Source organism: Streptomyces sp. a15 (assembly GCF_059026085.1).
This window is the reverse complement of the sequence record NZ_JBWLKM010000030.1, coordinates 1-16,557: the sequence shown is the minus strand read 5'-3', so window position 1 is coordinate 16,557 and position 16,557 is coordinate 1. Positions and strand designations below refer to the sequence as shown.

Annotated in this window: 15 protein-coding genes; 6 read left to right on the top strand and 9 right to left on the bottom strand. The window is 70.3% G+C overall.

All coding sequences use genetic code 11. The features are described 5' to 3' along the window. Positions 1–23: 23 nt before the first annotated feature. The gene (locus tag AC5P09_RS27300) at positions 24–1,049 is read left to right on the top strand and encodes an ATP-dependent 6-phosphofructokinase (protein WP_493876417.1); all 1,026 of its coding nucleotides are present in this window, start codon (positions 24–26) and stop codon (positions 1,047–1,049) included. A 68-nt stretch (positions 1,050–1,117) separates the two neighbouring features. Here the strand turns inward: AC5P09_RS27300 and AC5P09_RS27295 are convergent, their stop codons facing one another. Next, the gene (locus AC5P09_RS27295) at positions 1,118–1,825 is read right to left on the bottom strand and encodes an XRE family transcriptional regulator (protein ID WP_493876416.1); all 708 of its coding nucleotides are present in this window, start codon (positions 1,823–1,825) and stop codon (positions 1,118–1,120) included. Positions 1,826–2,003: 178 nt separating this feature from the next. Between AC5P09_RS27295 and AC5P09_RS27290 the strand changes: the two genes are divergently transcribed. Further along, a complete protein-coding gene (locus AC5P09_RS27290) occupies positions 2,004–2,459 on the top strand; it encodes a PPOX class F420-dependent oxidoreductase (protein WP_493876415.1) in 456 nt (151 codons plus the stop codon). 12 nt (positions 2,460–2,471) lie between these two features. On the opposite strand, the gene AC5P09_RS27285 is transcribed toward AC5P09_RS27290, so the two are convergent. The 5 genes from AC5P09_RS27285 to AC5P09_RS27265 form a co-directional block, all read right to left on the bottom strand. Then, a complete protein-coding gene (locus AC5P09_RS27285) occupies positions 2,472–3,323 on the bottom strand; it encodes a carbohydrate ABC transporter permease (protein WP_493876414.1) in 852 nt (283 codons plus the stop codon). A 5-nt stretch (positions 3,324–3,328) separates the two neighbouring features. Beyond that, the gene (locus tag AC5P09_RS27280) at positions 3,329–4,279 is read right to left on the bottom strand and encodes a carbohydrate ABC transporter permease (protein ID WP_493876413.1); all 951 of its coding nucleotides are present in this window, start codon (positions 4,277–4,279) and stop codon (positions 3,329–3,331) included. After that, entirely contained in the window at positions 4,276–5,658 is a 1,383-nt protein-coding gene (locus AC5P09_RS27275; RefSeq protein ID WP_493876412.1) for an extracellular solute-binding protein, read from the bottom strand. Before AC5P09_RS27275 ends, AC5P09_RS27280 begins: the two co-directional genes overlap by 4 nt. Positions 5,659–5,726: 68 nt before the next feature. Further along, complete coding sequence (locus AC5P09_RS27270; protein WP_493876411.1) at positions 5,727–7,676, bottom strand: tetratricopeptide repeat protein; 1,950 nt, start codon at positions 7,674–7,676, stop codon at positions 5,727–5,729. A 124-nt stretch (positions 7,677–7,800) separates the two neighbouring features. Next, positions 7,801–8,664, bottom strand: a complete 864-nt coding sequence (locus AC5P09_RS27265) for a 5'-methylthioadenosine/S-adenosylhomocysteine nucleosidase (protein ID WP_493876410.1) — start codon at positions 8,662–8,664, stop codon at positions 7,801–7,803. A gap of 26 nt (positions 8,665–8,690) precedes the next feature. On the opposite strand from AC5P09_RS27265, the gene AC5P09_RS27260 reads away from it, so the two are divergent. Beyond that, on the top strand, positions 8,691–9,230 hold the full coding sequence (locus tag AC5P09_RS27260; protein WP_493876409.1) for a hypothetical protein: 540 nt from the start codon (positions 8,691–8,693) through the stop codon (positions 9,228–9,230). Between the two features lie 241 nt (positions 9,231–9,471). Here AC5P09_RS27260 and AC5P09_RS27255 read toward each other — a convergent pair whose 3' ends face one another. After that, complete coding sequence (locus tag AC5P09_RS27255; protein WP_493876408.1) at positions 9,472–10,188, bottom strand: response regulator; 717 nt, start codon at positions 10,186–10,188, stop codon at positions 9,472–9,474. Then, positions 10,185–11,846 carry a sensor histidine kinase gene (locus AC5P09_RS27250; RefSeq protein WP_493876407.1) on the bottom strand — a complete coding sequence of 554 codons (1,662 nt, stop codon included), beginning with the start codon at positions 11,844–11,846 and terminating at the stop codon, positions 10,185–10,187. The genes AC5P09_RS27255 and AC5P09_RS27250 overlap by 4 nt, the downstream gene beginning before the upstream one ends. 154 nt (positions 11,847–12,000) lie before the next feature. Here AC5P09_RS27250 and AC5P09_RS27245 point away from each other — a divergent pair, with 154 nt between their 5' ends. Next, positions 12,001–13,401 carry a cation:dicarboxylate symporter family transporter gene (locus tag AC5P09_RS27245; protein ID WP_493876406.1) on the top strand — a complete coding sequence of 467 codons (1,401 nt, stop codon included), beginning with the start codon at positions 12,001–12,003 and terminating at the stop codon, positions 13,399–13,401. Between the two features lie 163 nt (positions 13,402–13,564). Here the strand turns inward: AC5P09_RS27245 and AC5P09_RS27240 are convergent, their stop codons facing one another. Next, the gene (locus AC5P09_RS27240; RefSeq protein WP_493876405.1) at positions 13,565–14,200 is read right to left on the bottom strand and encodes a TetR/AcrR family transcriptional regulator; all 636 of its coding nucleotides are present in this window, start codon (positions 14,198–14,200) and stop codon (positions 13,565–13,567) included. 125 nt (positions 14,201–14,325) lie between these two features. On the opposite strand from AC5P09_RS27240, the gene AC5P09_RS27235 reads away from it, so the two are divergent. Beyond that, positions 14,326–15,993 (top strand): MFS transporter, encoded by a 1,668-nt coding sequence (locus tag AC5P09_RS27235; RefSeq protein WP_493876404.1) that lies wholly within the window; start codon positions 14,326–14,328, stop codon positions 15,991–15,993. Positions 15,994–16,070: 77 nt separating this feature from the next. Further along, complete coding sequence (locus AC5P09_RS27230; protein WP_493876403.1) at positions 16,071–16,490, top strand: VOC family protein; 420 nt, start codon at positions 16,071–16,073, stop codon at positions 16,488–16,490. Positions 16,491–16,557 lie beyond the last annotated feature (67 nt).

Below are 16,557 nucleotides of genomic sequence, written 5' to 3'. Positions count from 1 at the left end.
CAGCGAGCAGGAGACACAGCACGATGCGCATCGGAGTGCTCACCGCAGGCGGCGACTGCCCCGGCCTGAACGCCGTGATCCGGTCGGTCGTGCACCGAGCGGTCGACAACTACGGCGACGAGGTCCTCGGCTTCGAAGACGGATTCGCGGGCCTGCTGGACGGCCGCTACCGCACCCTCGACCTGAACGGCGTCAGCGGCATCCTGGCCCGCGGCGGCACCATCCTCGGCTCCTCCCGCCTGGAACGGGACCGGCTGCGCGAGGCCTGCGAGCACCTCGCCGAGGAAGCCCGCGACTTCGGCATCGACGCCCTGATCCCGATCGGCGGCGAGGGCACGCTGACGGCCGCGCGGATGCTGTCCGACGCGGGTCTGCCGGTGGTCGGCGTCCCGAAGACCATCGACAACGACATCTCCTCCACCGACCGCACCTTCGGCTTCGACACCGCGGTCGGTGTCGCCACCGAGGCGATGGACCGCCTCAAGACCACCGCCGAGTCCCACCAGCGCGTCATGGTCGTCGAGGTCATGGGCCGGCACGCGGGCTGGATCGCCCTGGAGTCCGGCATGGCGGCCGGCGCCCACGGCATCTGCCTGCCCGAGCGCCCCTTCGACCCGGCCGACCTGGTCAAGATGGTCGAGGAGCGCTTCTCCCGCGGCAAGAAGTTCGCCGTGGTCTGCGTCGCCGAGGGCGCCCACCCCGCCGAGGGCACCATGGACTACGGCAAGGGCGCGATCGACCAGTTCGGCCACGAGCGCTTCCAGGGCATCGGCACCGCACTGGCCTACGAGCTGGAGCGCCGCCTTGGCAAGGAGGCCAAGCCGGTCATCCTCGGGCACGTCCAGCGCGGCGGCACGCCGACCGCGTTCGACCGCGTCCTCGCCACCCGCTTCGGCTGGCACGCGGTGGAGGCCGCGCACCGGGGCGACTTCGGCCGGATGACCGCGCTCAAGGGCAACGACATCGTGATGGTGCCGCTGGCGGAGGCCGTGACCGAGCTGAAGACGGTGCCGAAGGACCGGATGCTCGAGGCGGAGTCGGTCTTCTAGGCCCGCCCCCGTCCGCTGTCCTGTGATCCGGGTGATCCGGGTGATCCGGGTGATCCGGGTGATCCGGGCTATCCGGTGCGGTCGCGGACCGTGGACCAGAAGTGGTCCACGATCCGGTCGAGGAAGTCCTGGCCGGCCCCGACCGTGCGATCGCTGTCGCCGCCCCAGCTGAGCGTGGCGACCATCTGCCCCTGGTACTCCCGGTGCAGCTCCTGAAGGGTGTCCTCGACCAGGCGCCGGTCCAGGGGCACGAGCTTGGCGACCGGGCGGACGTAGCCCTGCCAGCGGGTGGTGACGGCGCTGCGCAGGTGCTCGGCGAGTCGTGCCTCGCGGCCCGTGACGGTGACGAAGTCCGGGAGCGACAGGTCGAGCAGGTCGGCGAGCGCGGCGGACTGACGGTCGGTGCCGCGCCATTCGTCGTGCTCCTCCATGTGGAGATAGGCGAGGAGTTCGAGCCCGACGCCGCGCGCGACGTCCTCGGGCGCGAGGCCGCGCGTGATGCGGTGCTCGCGCAAGGTCCGCGGCCGGTCGATGAGTTCGCCGGGGGAACACCACAACACGCCCGCGAGAGCGGTGAGTTCGGGACTGGTGGGAGAGGCGGCCCCACGCTCCCAGGCGATGACGAGGTCCGGGGTTACATAGGGCAGCCCGAACGAGGCCCGCATGCCGTAGGCGACATGCTCGGGCCCCATGCTGAGGGCGGCACGGAGTCTGCGGGCGGCGGGGGCGTTGAACGGGGGACCGGGCTGGTTGGGGAGAGCTGGGGGTCGGCGCACGGGCCACAACGTAGGGGCGCGGGACTGCGTTGACTACGGTCTGTTCGGCCAGGATCACGGATTGTAGGAACGTACGGTTCCGGCCGTCTGTTCGGGGTGGCCGAAGATCGCCTGTCGCCTCTCGGCGAGGGGTGGCGAGGATGGCGGCGGGCCGCCCGGACGGGCGCCCGGGAGGAGCGTGGCTTTCGTGTACGAGGTGAATGGCAAGGTAGAGGGGCATATTCGCGAGCGTCTGCTGGCGCCGAACTTCTGGCACCTCGCGACGGTCGGCCAGGACGGCACTCCGCAGATCTCGCCCATGTGGGCGGACATCGAAGATGAGTACGTCATGGTCAACACGGCGATCGGCCGTGTGAAGGAGGAGAACCTGCGGCGCAATCCGAACGTTTCCCTCTCCCACCACGACCCCGACAACCCCTACGACCGCGTCGAGATCCGGGGCCGGGTCGTCCGGTTCGTGGAGGGGGAGGAGGCGGAGCGCTCGATGGACCGGCTCACCCGGAAGTACATCGGCGAGGACCGCTACCCGTGGCTGCTCCCCGGCGAGCGACGGGTGATGCTGCTGATCGAGCCGGTGCGGGTGCGCCGGGTCGTGGGGGTGGAGCCGTTCCGGCCCGGGGTGCTGCCGGAGTGAGGCGGGCCGGGTTCACCCCTTGACCGCCCCGCCCAGCGCGAACCCGCCCCCCAGCCGCCGGGCGATCAGCACGTACAGCAGGATCACCGGCGTCGAGTAGACGATCGAGAACGCGGCGAGCTGGCCGTACGCCACCATGCCCCGGTTGCCGAAGAACTCGTTGATGCTCACGCTCGCCGGCATCTGGTCCGGGGACAGCAGCAGCATGAACGGGACGAAGAAGTTCCCCCACATCATGACGAAGGAGAAGACCGTCACCACGGAGACTCCCGGGCCCATGAGCGGGAGCACGATCCGGATCAGGGACTGGAGTGACGAGGCACCGTCCGTCCAGGCCGCCTCCTCCAGTTCCTTCGGCACTCCGTCCATGAAGTTCTTCATCAGCCAGATGGCGAAGGGGAGTTGGGAGGCGGCGAAGAAGAGGATCGTGCCCTGCATGGTGTCGATCAGGTCCACCTGAACGAACAGCGCGTACACCGGGACCATGATCGCCGTGATGGGCAGGCTCGTCGCGAAGAGGATCGTGAGGAGGAAGGGGCGGTTCAGTCGGGACCTGAAGCGGGACAGGGGGTACGCCGCCAGCGCCGCGCACACCACCGTCAGCAGCGTCGCGCTCCCGCACAGGATCAGGCTGTTCAGCAGCGGTGTGAAAGTGATCTCCGGCGTCAGGATCGCGTCGAAGTTGTCCAGGGTGAGGCCGTCGGGGGCCTTCACCCTGAGGTCCGCCTGCGGGTCCAGGGACGACAGGACCACCCAGGCCAGCGGCAGCGCGAAGGCGGCGGCGAAGGCGAGGAGCCCTGCGTCGGCGGCGAGGCGGTGGCTTCGGCGGCGGCTTCGGCGGCGGGAGGAGAGTGTGAGGGCCATGCGTGTCAGACCTCCGTCCGCAGCAGGCGCATGTACACGACGGAGAAGAGTGAGCCCACCAGCAGCAGCAGGAGCGCCACCGCGGTGCCGTAGCCGATCAGGCTGTTCTGGAAGGCCTGTTCGTACATGAAGAGGGGGAGCGTCTGGCTCTTGTCGCCGGGGCCGCCCCTCGTCATCACCCAGATCAGACCGAAGACGGAGAGGGTCTGGAGGGTGTTCAGCATCAGGTTCGTACCGATGGAACGCCGGATCATCGGCAGCGTGATGTGCCACATCCGCCGCCAGCCGCCGGCGCCGTCGACCTCGGCCGCCTCCGTGATCTCCTTCGGGATCTCGTTGAGCGCGGCGGAGTACACGAGCATCGAGAAGGCGGTGCCCCGCCACACGTTCGCGAACGACACCGCCAGGATCGGGAGCGTGAACAGCCAGTTCTGGGACGGGAGATGGAGCCAGTCCAGTACGGCGTTCAGGGTGCCCTCACGGCGGAAGAAGGCGTAGAGCAGGAACCCGGCGACCACCTCCGGCAGCACCCACGCCGTGATCACGATCCCGCCGGTGAGGGTGCGGACCGGCTTCGAGGCGCGCTGCATGAGGGAGGCGAGCGCCAGCCCGAGGGTGTTCTGCCCGATCAGGGACGACACGACGGTGAACACCAGCGTCAGCCATACGGCGTTGAGGAACTCCTCGTCCTGGAACGCCGTACGGAAGTTCTCGAACCCCACGAACGACGACTCGGCCTGCCCGGTGAGCTGGAGGTCGGTGAAGGCGATGTAGGCGCAGTAGGCGATCGGGCCGGCGAGGAAGAGGAGCAGGAGGATCACGGCGGGGGCGACGGGGAGGGCGCGGGTGAGACCGCGGGGGACCCTCGACGAGTCGGGAGGCCGTGAAGCGGGCGGGCCCGAGGGGGACTTCGCCGCCCCCGGGCCGTCCGTCGCGTGCGGGGCGGCGGTGGTCACCTCTCGACCACCTGGTTGTCCGTGGCGTTCCTGAGCTCGTCGTCGTAACCGCGTGCGGCTTCCTCCACCGACATGTCACCCGTCGTCACGCCCTCCATCGCCTCCTGGATCGCGGTGGAGACCCTCGGGTACGCCGGGTAGGCGGGCCGGTAGTGCGTGCTCGCGACCAGGTCCGTGAAGAACTTGGTACCGGGCTGCGCCTCGGCGTAGGCGGGATCGTCGGCGACGTCCTTCCGTACGGCGATCCCCGAGTTGGCGATGTACCACTTCTGGGCGTTCGCCTTGGTCTGCATGGTCTTCACGAACTCGAAGGCCAGGTCGGGGTTGCCCGCCTTGGCCGGGATCGACCAGGTCCAGCCGCCCGACATGCTGACCTTGCCGGGCGCCTGGCCGTGCTGCGTGGGCATCGCGGCGAGGCCGAGCTCGTCCGACCACTCGGGCCACTCGTGTCCGCTGCCCGGCAGCCAGTCCTGCGGGAGCCAGGAGCCGTCGAGGGCGATGCCGAGCTTGCCCTGCGGGAGCCACTCGCCGCGGACCCTGGTCATGACGTTGGGGTCGAGGGCGTCCTCGATGTCCGGGCCGAGCTTCTCCTTGTAGACCGTCTCGACGAAGGCGAGGGAGTCCTTGAAGCCGTCGCTTCCGGCGACCCATTTCTTCGAGGTCTTGTCGTAGAGAGGATCTCGGCTTCCGGCGTCTTGGGTTCCGGTTCCGTAGAGAAGCATCTCGAAGGTCTGCATGGTGGCGGCCTCGCCGACCGGTTTGCCCGTGTAGACGTTCAGGGGGATGACGTCCGGGACCTTCTCCTTGATCGTGCGGGCGGCGGTGAGGACGTCGTCCCAGGTCTTCGGCTGCCAGTCGGCGGGCAGGCCGGCCTTCCGGAAGATGTCCTTGCTGAACCAGAGGCCCCGGGTGTCGGTGCCGTCCGGTACGCCGTACGTCTTGCCGTCCTCGCCCTTCGCCGCCGTCTTCGCCGTGTCGATGAACTGGTTCCAGTCCGGCCACTTGGCGAGGTACGGGTCGAGGGGCTTGAGGTAGCCGGACGTGATGTCGCTGTTGATCAGGAACGTGTCCTCGTAGACCAGGTCCGGGGCGGTCTTGGAGGAGCGGAGCATCTGCTGGAGCTTGGTGTAGTACTCCGAGTCCGGGGCCTTGATGGGGACGAACTCGACCTTCTTGCCGGGATTGGCCTTCTCGAACTGCTTCTTGATGCCGGCGAGGTAGTCGTCCATGACGCGGATCGAGTTGTCCGTGGACTGCTTGAAGGAGACCTTCACGGTGTCGGGGTCGCTGCCGGAGCCGCCTCCGCAGGCGGTGAGGGCGGTGGCGGCGAGGGTTGCGGCGAGGAGTGAGGGGAGTACGGCGGTGGGGCGCACGGGCATGACCTCCTGCGGGCTCACTTCGTTGTGGCCGGGATGGCTGCCCGGTGAACCTAAGAGGAGTGGTCTAGTCAGGTCAATGCATGTGCGGTGGATTGGGCGCGGGAGGCTTCTTCCGGGGCGTTGGCCCGGGTGAAGGCTTCGGCTGCCTGGAGCCAGAGGGCGCGGGCCTCGGCAGGGCGGTGGTTGACTTCGTGGGTGAGCGCCAGATTGTGGAGTACGCCGCCCACCCTGCGCCAGTCCTCGAATCCGCGGTGGATGGTCAGGGCGTGCGTGTAGGCCTCGATGGCTTCCTCGCTGCGACCCTCCCGGTTCAGGGCGGTGCCGAGACAGCTCCAGGCCAAGGCCTCGCGGTGGCGATCTCCCACGGCCTGGAACAGGTCGCGGGCGCGGACGTGGGCGTCGATCGCCTCTGAGATCCTGCCTGCGTCCTGCAGCGTCATGCCGAGGTGATTCCATGTCCAGCCCTCGGCCTGGCTGTTCCCGGTCGACCGGTAGTAGGCGCGGGCGCGGGTGTAGGTCTCGATCGCCTCCTCCGCCCGGCCGGCCACGGACAGGGCATTGGCGAGTTCGTCCCGGGCATCGGCCTCGCCCTTGCGATCTCCGATCTCCTGGTACAGCCCGCGGGCGCGGGCACAGCATTCGATCGCCTCCTCCCTCTGGTCGGTCGACCGCAGGATCATGCCCAGGCAGTTCCACGCCCTGGCTTCACCCGCGCGATCTCCGGAGCGCTGCGTGACCTCAAGAGCCGTACGGACGACGGCGATCCCGTCGTCGAGGTGCCGCCACCACTCCAGGAACCTCACGAGGCGCTGGGCCAGCCGCACCGCCATGGCCGCGAACCGTTCTTCGTGCGCCCACTGCACCGCCGCGACCAGCGTGGCGCGTTCGCTGCTCAGCCACGCCATAGCCTGCGGCCGGTCCGCGAACCGCTCCGGCTCCGGTCGCCCCGGCAGCCAGAGAAACCGCTCGTCGGCCGCCTCCGCCCACCGGTGGCAGAAGGCCAGCACCCGCTCCCGCGCCGCGTCCGCTTCCTCGCACAGGTCCGGATCCGCCGCCACCACCCGCTGCCCGAACGCACGGACCAGGTCGTGCACCCGCCAGCGCGTGACGGCTGTGGGGCTGTCGGTGCCCAGTACCGGTGAAACCAGGTAGGTGGCGGCCAGGTCCTCCAGTAAGGACAGCGCAGCCGGCTCGTCGAGGCCGGCCAGGGCGGCCACGGCCTCCGTGCTGGTTTCCGCGCCGGGCGCGACGGCGAGCAGACGCAGCAGCTGGCCGAGGTCGGGCGGGAGCCGCCGGTAGGAGGTCTCCAGCACTGGGCCGAGGACGAGCGAGCGGCCGTACAGGTCCGTGCCGGGGCTGTGGTTGTCGAGGACGACGGTCGGGTCGTCGGCCTTCTTGATCTCGGCCACCAGCGAGGCGATGCCACGGTGGCGGCGTCGGCGCAGCATCCCGGTGGCGATCTGCAGGGCCAGGGGCAAGTGGCCGCAGAGGCTGGTCAGTTCGCGCAGCGCGTCGGGTTCACGCCCCGGGCGTTCGTCGCGATCGTCGGTGTCGTGCAGGCCGCGCGTCACCAGGGCGACGGAGTCGACAGGGTCGAGCGTTTCGAGGTTGACGAGGCGTACGGGCAGGGCGTCGGGACGGTCCCGCGAGGTGATGAGCACCCGGTGATGGTCCGTGCCGGGCAGCAGCGGCAGGTACTGGGACGGGTCCGACGCGTTGTCCAGGATCAACAGCATCCGGTCGCGTCGTTCGGCAAGCAGCCCGCGATACGCGTCGCACTGGCGTTCCGTCGTCGGCGGCAGATCCTGCCCACGTACGCCGAGCGCGTCGAGCAGAGCCAAGACCGCCTGATCAGCCGTGACCGGGTCGTCGTCGTATCCCCGCAGGTCGACGAAGAGCGTCCCGCCCGGGAACCAACCCTTCGTGCGGGCCCGGTGCGCCGCCTCCACCGCCAGCGCGGTCTTGCCGATGCCGCCCATGCCGGTGACGGCGAAGACGAGGAGCGGGAGGGCGGCCATGTCGTCCTCATCGGGTGCCAGGTGGGGGAGCAGCCGGATCAACTCCGCCGAGCGGCCGGTGAAGCCCAGGGGCCGGGGCGGCAGCGTGGAGGTCGCGCGGGGGACCGGCCCGTGCGTGGTGCCCCTACCGTCGCCCGTCGCTCTTGCCGGTGACGGGGCCGTAGAAGATGCCGCCCCGGAAGTCGAGGTGGTCGCCGGCGTACGTGGCTCCGTCCTCCCCGCGTCGATGGGGACGCTCCTCGGAGTCGGCGGAACCCTCGCGAGGCCGGTGCTTGTGCAGCACCGCCACCGTCACCAAGGCCGCCTGCTCGGCGGCGAGCTTCTGCGAGCCCGAGGCGTCAGCCTTGTGCTTGCCTGCGTCGGCGCGGTCGCTGATGCCCCTGATCACCAGGGCGTCCACCCCGCCGTTCAGATGGGCCGCGTGGGCTGCCCCGGAGCCCTCCATCTCGATCGCGCCGGCGTCGTTGTAGTTACTCCGGATGAACCGGGCGATCTCCGATTCGGCGTCCGCCAGGACCACGTCACCCGTCGCGATCGGCAAGAAGTGCGCCCGTACCTCGGGCATGTCCCGTACCGCGGAACGGGCCGCCTGTTCCAGCGCGTGCGAGCCCGGCAACGCCTTCGGCCGGACCAGGAAGCCCTCGGGGGTCTGCTTGCCGCCGTGGATCTCGTACACCTGCGTGCCCACGACGACGTCCCCGATCCCGACGTCGCCCTTCAGACTGCCGGCCACACCGACGAAGAACACGGCTTGGGGACGCAGCCAGTTGATGAGCTGTGTGGTGAGGGCGGCGGCCCGCTCGGCGCCCATGCCCAGCTCGGCGAGCGCAACATGCCAGGACGTGCCGGGCAGTTGGCCCTGTTCGACTCGGGTCCCGTCGCGGTGGACGAGTTCCTCCCGGTTCTCGACGTGCGCGCGGACGGCGGCGTATTCGAGGGGGAGCGCGGTCAGGACGAGAGCGGTGGGCTGGGTCTCCGGCACACTCACAAGGTACGCCGGGGGAAGGGGACCGAGTGCCGGAACAGGACGTCACCGTCGGGCAGTTGCTGCTCGCCGAGTACCAGAGCGTGAAGGACGAGCAGAAGGCGCGGATCGGGTTCCGGGACAACCTGCTCTACGTGACCTTGGCCGTCGTCGCCGCCGTCATCGCCGCGACCGCGCAGGCCGAGCAGGCGTCGATGCTGCTGGCGCTGCCGCCGGTGTGCGTGGTGCTCGGGTGGACCTACCTGGTGAACGACGAGAAGATCTCGGCGATCGGTGCGTATGTACGTGAGAATCTCGGGCCTCGGCTTGCCTCGCTGGCGCAACCGGGCGGCGGCTTCGAGGCGTTCGGCTGGGAGACCGCGCACCGCGGGGACGCGCGCCGCAGGTCCCGGAAGGTCCTCCAGACCGTGGTGGACCTGACGGCGTTCTGTGCCGTGCCGCTGGCCGCGCTGGTGGTGTTCTGGGTGGACGGCGATGGTGGCGGGTCGCTCGTCGCGCTGTCGGTGGTGGAGGCGCTTGCCGTGGTGGGGCTCGCTTCGCAGGTCGTCTGGTACGCGAGGGCCTCGTGAACTACGGCTTTCGCACCGTACCGTTGCCGGGCGTTGGAGACGCCGGCGCAGGCGGTGGGGCTGGACGTCGGGGTATCCGCCCGGGAAATCGCCGAGGCAGCGACGGACCCGGCACGGCGGGAAGCCGTACGGGAGCGGGGCGAGGCGCCGGCTGATCTGTTTACCGTCGATCCGCAGGCGCCGGTGCCGTCGTGCGGGCCACGGAAAGCCCGCACCTGGCCGCCGCCGACGACACCTCTCCCTAACGCCCCCGCTCTCCCTCCCCCCGCTCCCCCTTGACCCACCGATACTGCAACTCCGGCCGCCCCACAGCCCCGTACTGCGGACTCCGAGCCGCCCGCCCCCCCTCCACCAGATGCTCCAGATACCGCCGAGCCGTGATCCGCGAAATCCCCACCGCCTCCGCCACCCCCGTCGCCGTGAGGCCCTCCACGCAGTCCCGCAGCGCCACCGTCACCCGCTCCAACGTCGGCCCGCTCAACCCTTTCGGCAGTGCCGCCGGGCCCGGTGCCCGCAGCGTCGCCAGCGCCCGGTCCACCTCGTCCTGTCCGCTCGCCTCGCCCGCCGCCGCGTGGAACTCGGCGTATCTCACCAGGCGGTCCCGCAGGGTGGCGAAGGTGAACGGCTTCAGTACGTACTGGACGACCCCCAGCGAGACCCCTTCCCGCACGACCGTCAGGTCCCGCGCCGACGTCACCGCTATGACATCCGCGTGCAGCCCGGCCGCCCGCAGTGAACGCGCCAGCTGCAGTCCGTGCACGTCCGGAAGGTGCAGGTCCAGCAGCAGGAGATCCACCGCCGTACGCTCCAGGGCGCGCCGCGCCTCCGCACCGGTGTGCGCCTTGCCGACGGCCGTGAAGCCGGGGACCCGGTTGACGTACATGACGTGTGCGTCGGCGGCGACGGGATCGTCCTCGACGACCAGGACACGGATGGGCTGCTGCTCGGTCGTCGTCATACGTCGCCTCCAGAAGCGGTGCCGCCGGTAGGAACGGCACCCTCGGACACCCGCTCAGGGCGGCTCCCGTCCCCCAACGGCAACCGCACCTCGAACTCCGCCCCGCCTCCGTCGGCCTCCGCCACCGTCAGCGCGCCCTCATGCCGGCTCACCGCCTGCCGTACGAGCGCCAGCCCCAGCCCCCGCCCGCCCGGCCCCGCAGGCTTCGTGGAGAAGCCCCGCTGGAAGACCGTGTCCGCGAGGGCCGGGTCGACCCCCGCGCCCGTGTCGGACACGCGCAGCACGAGCTCGCCGTCCGCGGTGTAGGCCGTCACGGTCACCCGCCCGCGCACGCTTCCCTGCGCCGCGTCCACCGCGTTGTCGATGAGGTTGCCGAGGATCGTGACCAGGTCCCGGGAGGGCAGCGACGGTGGCAGCAGTCCGTCGTCCAGCCGGCTCTCCTCCGACACCACCAGCTCCACGCCCCGCTCGTTCGCCTGGGCCGTCTTGCCCAGCAGCAGCGCGGCCAGCACCGGCTCGCTCACCGCCGCCACCACCTGGTCGGTCAGCGCCTGCGCCAGTTCCAGTTCGGCGGTCGCGAAGTCCACCGCCTGCTCCGCCCGCCCCAGCTCGATCAGCGAGACGACGGTGTGCAGCCGGTTCGCCGCCTCGTGGGCCTGGGAGCGCAGGGCCTGGGTGAAGCCACGCTCGGAGTCCAACTCGCCCATCAGGGACTGGAGTTCGGTCACGTCCCGCAGGGTCACGACCGTGCCCCGGTGTTCACCGCCCGACACCGGGGACGTGTTCAGCACCAGCACCCGGTCCGCCGTCAGGTGCACCTCGTCCACCCGCGGCTCGGACGCCAGCAGCGCGCCCGTCACCGGCGCGGGCAGGCCGAGATCGGCGACGGACCGGCCCACCACATCGCCCGACACGCCCAGCAGCTCCCGTCCGCCGTCGTTGATCAGCGCCACACGGTACTGCCCGTCGAGCATCAGGAGACCCTCGCGTACGGCGTGCAGTGCGGCCTGGTGGTAGTCGTGCATGGCGCTGAGCTCGGCCGCGTTCATGCCGTGGGTGTGGCGGCGCAGCCGGGCGTTGACGACGTACGTGCCGACCGCGCCGAGCGCGAGGGCGCCGGCCGCGACGCCGAGCAGGGCCGTGAGCTGGCCCTGCACCCGCTTGCTGATCTCGTCGACCTTGATGCCGGCGCTGACCAGACCGACGACCTCGCCGCTCGACCAGACCGGGGTGACCGCGCGGACCGAGGGGCCGAGGGTGCCGGTGTAGGTCTCGGTGAAGGAGCCGCCCGCCACGGCGGGGGCGATGTTGCCGCGGAAGGGCTTGCCGATCTCCGACGCGCTGGGGTGGGTCCAGCGGATGCCCTTCGGGTTCATGATCGTCACGAAGTCGACGTCGGCGTCGCGCATCACCCGCAGCGCGTACGGCTGGAGCTCGGCCGTCGGATCGGGAGTGCGGATCGCCTCCCGCACGGACGGGGCGTCCGCGACCGAGCGGGCCACGGCCATGGCCTGCCGTCGCGCCGCGTCCTCGGCCTGGCTCTGGTCGCTGAAGTAGGTGAACAGCGAGTAACCGGCGACGACCACCGCGATGAGCACGGCCTGCATGGCGAAGAGCTGGCCGGCCAGGCTGCGGGGGCGTGGGACGCGTATGCGCATGTCGTCAGTGTGCCTCGCAGGTTAAGCATGAACTAAATGAACGGAAGGGTGACCGCCCTCACACGGCGGGAGATAGTCACGGCATTCCCCTGAACATCCCCCGGACGTGAGCCGCACGCCGGTGATGCCGACGACGACGTCAAGGAGGGCCGCTGTGACCAGCGCAGCCAATACGGCACCTGCCGCACCGAAAGCCAAGCGGGACCGCACCCACTACCTCTATATCGCGGTGATCATCGCGGTCGCCCTCGGTATCACCGTCGGTCTGGTCGCCCCCGACTTCGCGGTCGAGCTGAAGCCCATCGGCACCGGCTTCGTGAACCTGATCAAGATGATGATCTCGCCGATCATCTTCTGCACGATCGTGCTGGGCATCGGCTCGGTCCGCAAGGCCGCCAAGGTCGGTGCGGTCGGCGGTATCGCGCTGGTCTACTTCACGATCATGTCGCTGGTCGCGCTGGGCATCGGCCTGATCGTCGGCAACATCCTGGAGCCCGGCACGGGTCTCGCGGTGACCGACGCGGTCAAGGAGGTCGGCCAGGCGCAGGTGGCGCCGGAGGCCAAGGACACCACCGAGTTCCTCCTCGGGATCATCCCGACCACGATGGTCTCCGCCTTCACCGGCGGCGAGGTGCTGCAGACCCTGCTCATCGCGCTGCTCGCCGGCTTCGCGCTGCAGGCCATGGGTGCCGCCGGACAGCCGATCCTGCGCGGTGTCGAGCACATCCAGCGCCTCGTCTTCCGCATCCTCGCGATGGTGATGTGGGCCGCCCCGATCGGTGCCTTCGGCGCGATCGCCGCAGTCACCGGCTCCGCGGGCGTCGACGCGCTCAAGAGCCTCGCCGTCCTGATGCTCGGCTTCTACGCCACCTGCTTCCTCTTCGTCTTCATCGTGCTCGCCGCGCTGCTGCGGATCGTCGCAGGCCTGAACATCCTCACGTTCTTCAAGTACCTGGGCCGTGAGTTCCTGCTGATCCTGTCGACCTCCTCGTCCGAGTCGGCGCTGCCGCGGCTCATCGCGAAGATGGAGCACCTCGGTGTCAGCAAGCCGGTCGTCGGCATCACCGTCCCGACCGGCTACTCCTTCAACCTCGACGGCACCATGATCTACATGACCATGGCCTCCCTGTACATCGCCGACGCCATGGGTACGCCGATGTCGGTCGGCGAGCAGATCCCGCTGCTGCTCTTCCTGCTGGTCGCCTCGAAGGGCGCCGCCGGTGTCACCGGTGCCGGTCTCGCGACCCTGGCCGGCGGTCTCCAGTCGCACAAGCCCGCCCTGGTGGACGGCATCGGCCTGATCGTCGGTATCGACCGCTTCATGAGCGAGGCGCGCGCCCTGACGAACTTCGCGGGCAACGCCGTCGCCACGGTGCTGATCGGCACCTGGACGAAGGAGATCGACCGCGGCCGCGTCGACCAGGTGCTCGCCGGACAGATCCCCTTCGACGAGAAGACCCTCCTCGACGACGACGGCGAGAGCGGTGGCGCCTCCGAGGACGCCCACGCGGAGGTCCCCGAGCAGGGCGGCGAGAAGGAACTCACCAAGGCCTGACGGCCGGCCCCGCGAGACCCGATCCCCATGCCGGGTCGGGCCCGGTCCTGAACCCGGGCTCGCCCCAACGCCTCCGGGCGGCTGAGCACTCCCCCGTGGCTCAGCCGCCCGGTCGGCTTTTCTCCCCGATCGTTCCTGCCCGACTGTTCCTACCCGATTGTTCCTAATCGTTCAGCTTCGCCACCAGTTCGGTGGCTCTGGAGGCGGGCACGCCCGCCGCGGTCAGTACGGTGACCGCGGCCGAGCGGCCCGCCTCTTCCGCTGCCAGCAGGCCGTCGTTCACCGCCTCCATCAGCGCGATGACGGTCTGCTCGTGCACGTACGCCAGCGCCGGCGCCGGCAGCGGTGAGCTGAAGACGCCCTCCTCCAGGCCCCGCCGCAGCAGTTCCACGCCGACCTGGCGCACCGGCGTGAGGCGGTCGCGGATGCCCTGCATGGTGACGCTGCGCTGGGCCAGGGCGACCAGGATGCGATAACGGTCGGCGACCTCCCAGACCGCCAGCACCGAGCGCGCCACGGCCTCCGCCGGGTCCTCGACGCCCTCCCGGCCCGCCGCGTGCGCGGCCGCCACCGACTCCACGGCCTGGTCGACGAGTGTGCCGACCAGCGCCTCACGGCTGGGGAAATGGCCGTACACGGTCCGTCGTACGACACCCGCGGCGCGCGCGATCTGGTCCATGGAGGCGTCGGGGTCGCGCAGCAGCTCCGCGAGGGCGACGTCGAGGATGCGACGGCGGTTCGCGTCGGCGCGGCTGGTGGGGCTGGTGGGGCGGGTGGGGCCGGTGTTCATGCCTGACATTCTCCACGCCTCGTTCCTCGATTTGCACAACGCTGTGCACCAAGCGTACCTTGCACATGGTTGAGCAATTGCACAGTGTTGTGCAATGCGCATCGCGTACGTCAGTGAGGAAGGTCCCCCAAGCCATGCGACTCGTCATGAACGAACCGGTCGAGAGGATGGACCGCCCCTATGCCCGGCGCTGGTGGGCGCTGCTGGTCCTCTGCCTCAGCCTGCTGATCATCGTGATGGCCAACACGGCCCTCACGGTCGCGGCGCCCGACATGACCCAGGACCTGGGCCTGTCCAGCGCCGACCTGCAGTGGGTCATCGACGGCTACACCGTCCCGTACGCGGCGCTGATGCTGCTGCTCGGCGCGATCGGCGACAAGTACAGCCGCCGCGGCGCGCTTGTCCTCGGGCTGCTCGTCTTCGGCGGAGGGGCGGTCGCGGGATCGCTCGTCGGCAGCGCCGACGGGGTCATAGCGGCCCGCGCGGTCATGGGCTTCGGCGCGGCCATGATCATGCCCGCCACCCTCTCCCTCCTCGCCGCCACCTTCCCGCGCGCCGAACGCGCCAAGGCGATCACCCTGTGGACCGCCACCGCCGGTCTCGCGATCGCGGCGGGACCGCTGCTCGCGGGAGCGCTGCTGGAGCAGCACAGCTGGAAGTCCACGTTCCTGATCAACGTGCCCGTCGCCGCCGCCGCGATCGTCGGCGCTCTCCTCCTCGTGCCGCCGTCGAAGGCCCACGGCAAGGGGCGGATCGACTACGTCGGCGGTCTGCTGTCGGTCGTCTGGATCGCCGCGCTCGTCTACATGATCATCGAGGGGCCGCACTTCGGCTGGGGCGTCAAGGCGGTCACCGCCGCGGTGGTCGCGGGCGTCGGGCTCGTGCTGTTCGTGGTGTGGGAGCTGCGCCACCCGCGCCCGGTCATCGACGTGCGCCGCTTCACCGAGCGCCGCTTCGCGGGCTCCAACCTCGCCGTGGCCCTGTTCTTCCTGGCCGTCTTCGGCGCCTTCTACTACCTGACCCAGCAACTGCAGTTCGTCCTCGGCTACACCGCCCTGGAGACCGGCCTGCGCATGCTGCCCCTCGCCGGCGCGGTCTTCGTCGGCTCGGCCCTCACCGGCTACCTCACCCCGCGCGTCGGCATGAAGCTCACGGTCACCGCGGGCATGGTCGGCGGCACCGCGGCCCTCGCCCTGCTCACGCAGGTCGACGCGAGTTCGTCGTACGGCGATTTCGTCGCGCCTCTGATCATCCTCGGCCTCGCGATCGGGCTCGCCCTCTCGCCCTGCACGGACGCGATCATGGGCGCGTTCCCGGAGTCGGAACTGGGCGTCGGCGGCGCGGTGAACGACACCTCGCTGGAGCTCGGCGGCTCGCTCGGCATCGCCATCCTCGGCTCGCTGCTGGCCACGTCGTACCACGACCACCTCATGGATGCGACGGCCGGCAGCGAGCTCCCCGCCTCCTCCCTGGCCACGGCCCAGGACTCGGTCGGTGCCGGATACGCGGTCTCCCAGGGCATCGCCGAACAGGCCGAGAAGGCCGCCGCGCAGGCCGCCCGGGCCACTGACCCCCAGCAGGCGGCCCAGTTGAAGGCCCAGGCCGACCAACTCGCCCAGGGCGCCCATCAGATGGCCGACGCCGTCGGCTCGTCCTTCTCCGACGCGGTCGCCCACGCCAGCCTCATCGGAGCGGTGGTCCTGGGCCTCGGCACGCTCGTGGTCGCGGTGCTGCTGCCGCGGGGGAACGGCGAGGAGCGGGTCGAGCAGCGGGAGGAGGCGGAGCTGGTCGGCAGCCGCTGACCCACCCGACCGCCAACTGCCCGCACCGCCTGCCGCACCGGACCGACCGGCGCGGCAGGTTGGTTAGTGTGCCGGTCATGACGACGGTCAAACAGATCTCGCTGGGCGTGCACGACGACAGGAGGGCGGGAGAGTTCTGGCGCCAGGCGCTGGACTATGTGCGGCGGCCGCCCAGGTACGAGGGCGACGACTGGATCGTCCTCGAGCCCCGACCGGGCGAACCCGGAGTCGCGATGGCCATGGACGTGAGTGAGAGTCCCGCAGAGGACTTTCCTCGCGTCCACCTCGATCTGGACGCCGGGGATCGTGATCTCGAGGAGGAAGCGGCACGTCTGGTGGCGCTGGGGGCACGGCGCGTCGACTGGCGGCACTATCCCGAGAGTCCGCCTCCCGGCGGGCGGCCGTACGTCGTGCTGGCCGACCCGGAAGGCAACCGGTTCTGTGTCGAGGGTCGTCGCCGGGGGTCGTCGCCGGGTTTGACCGGCCCGATGCGCTAGGGGGTGTTTCGAAAGTCCCGCACAGCACCCACGGCGCCCGGCACGCACTCTCGCCGCACCGGCCGAA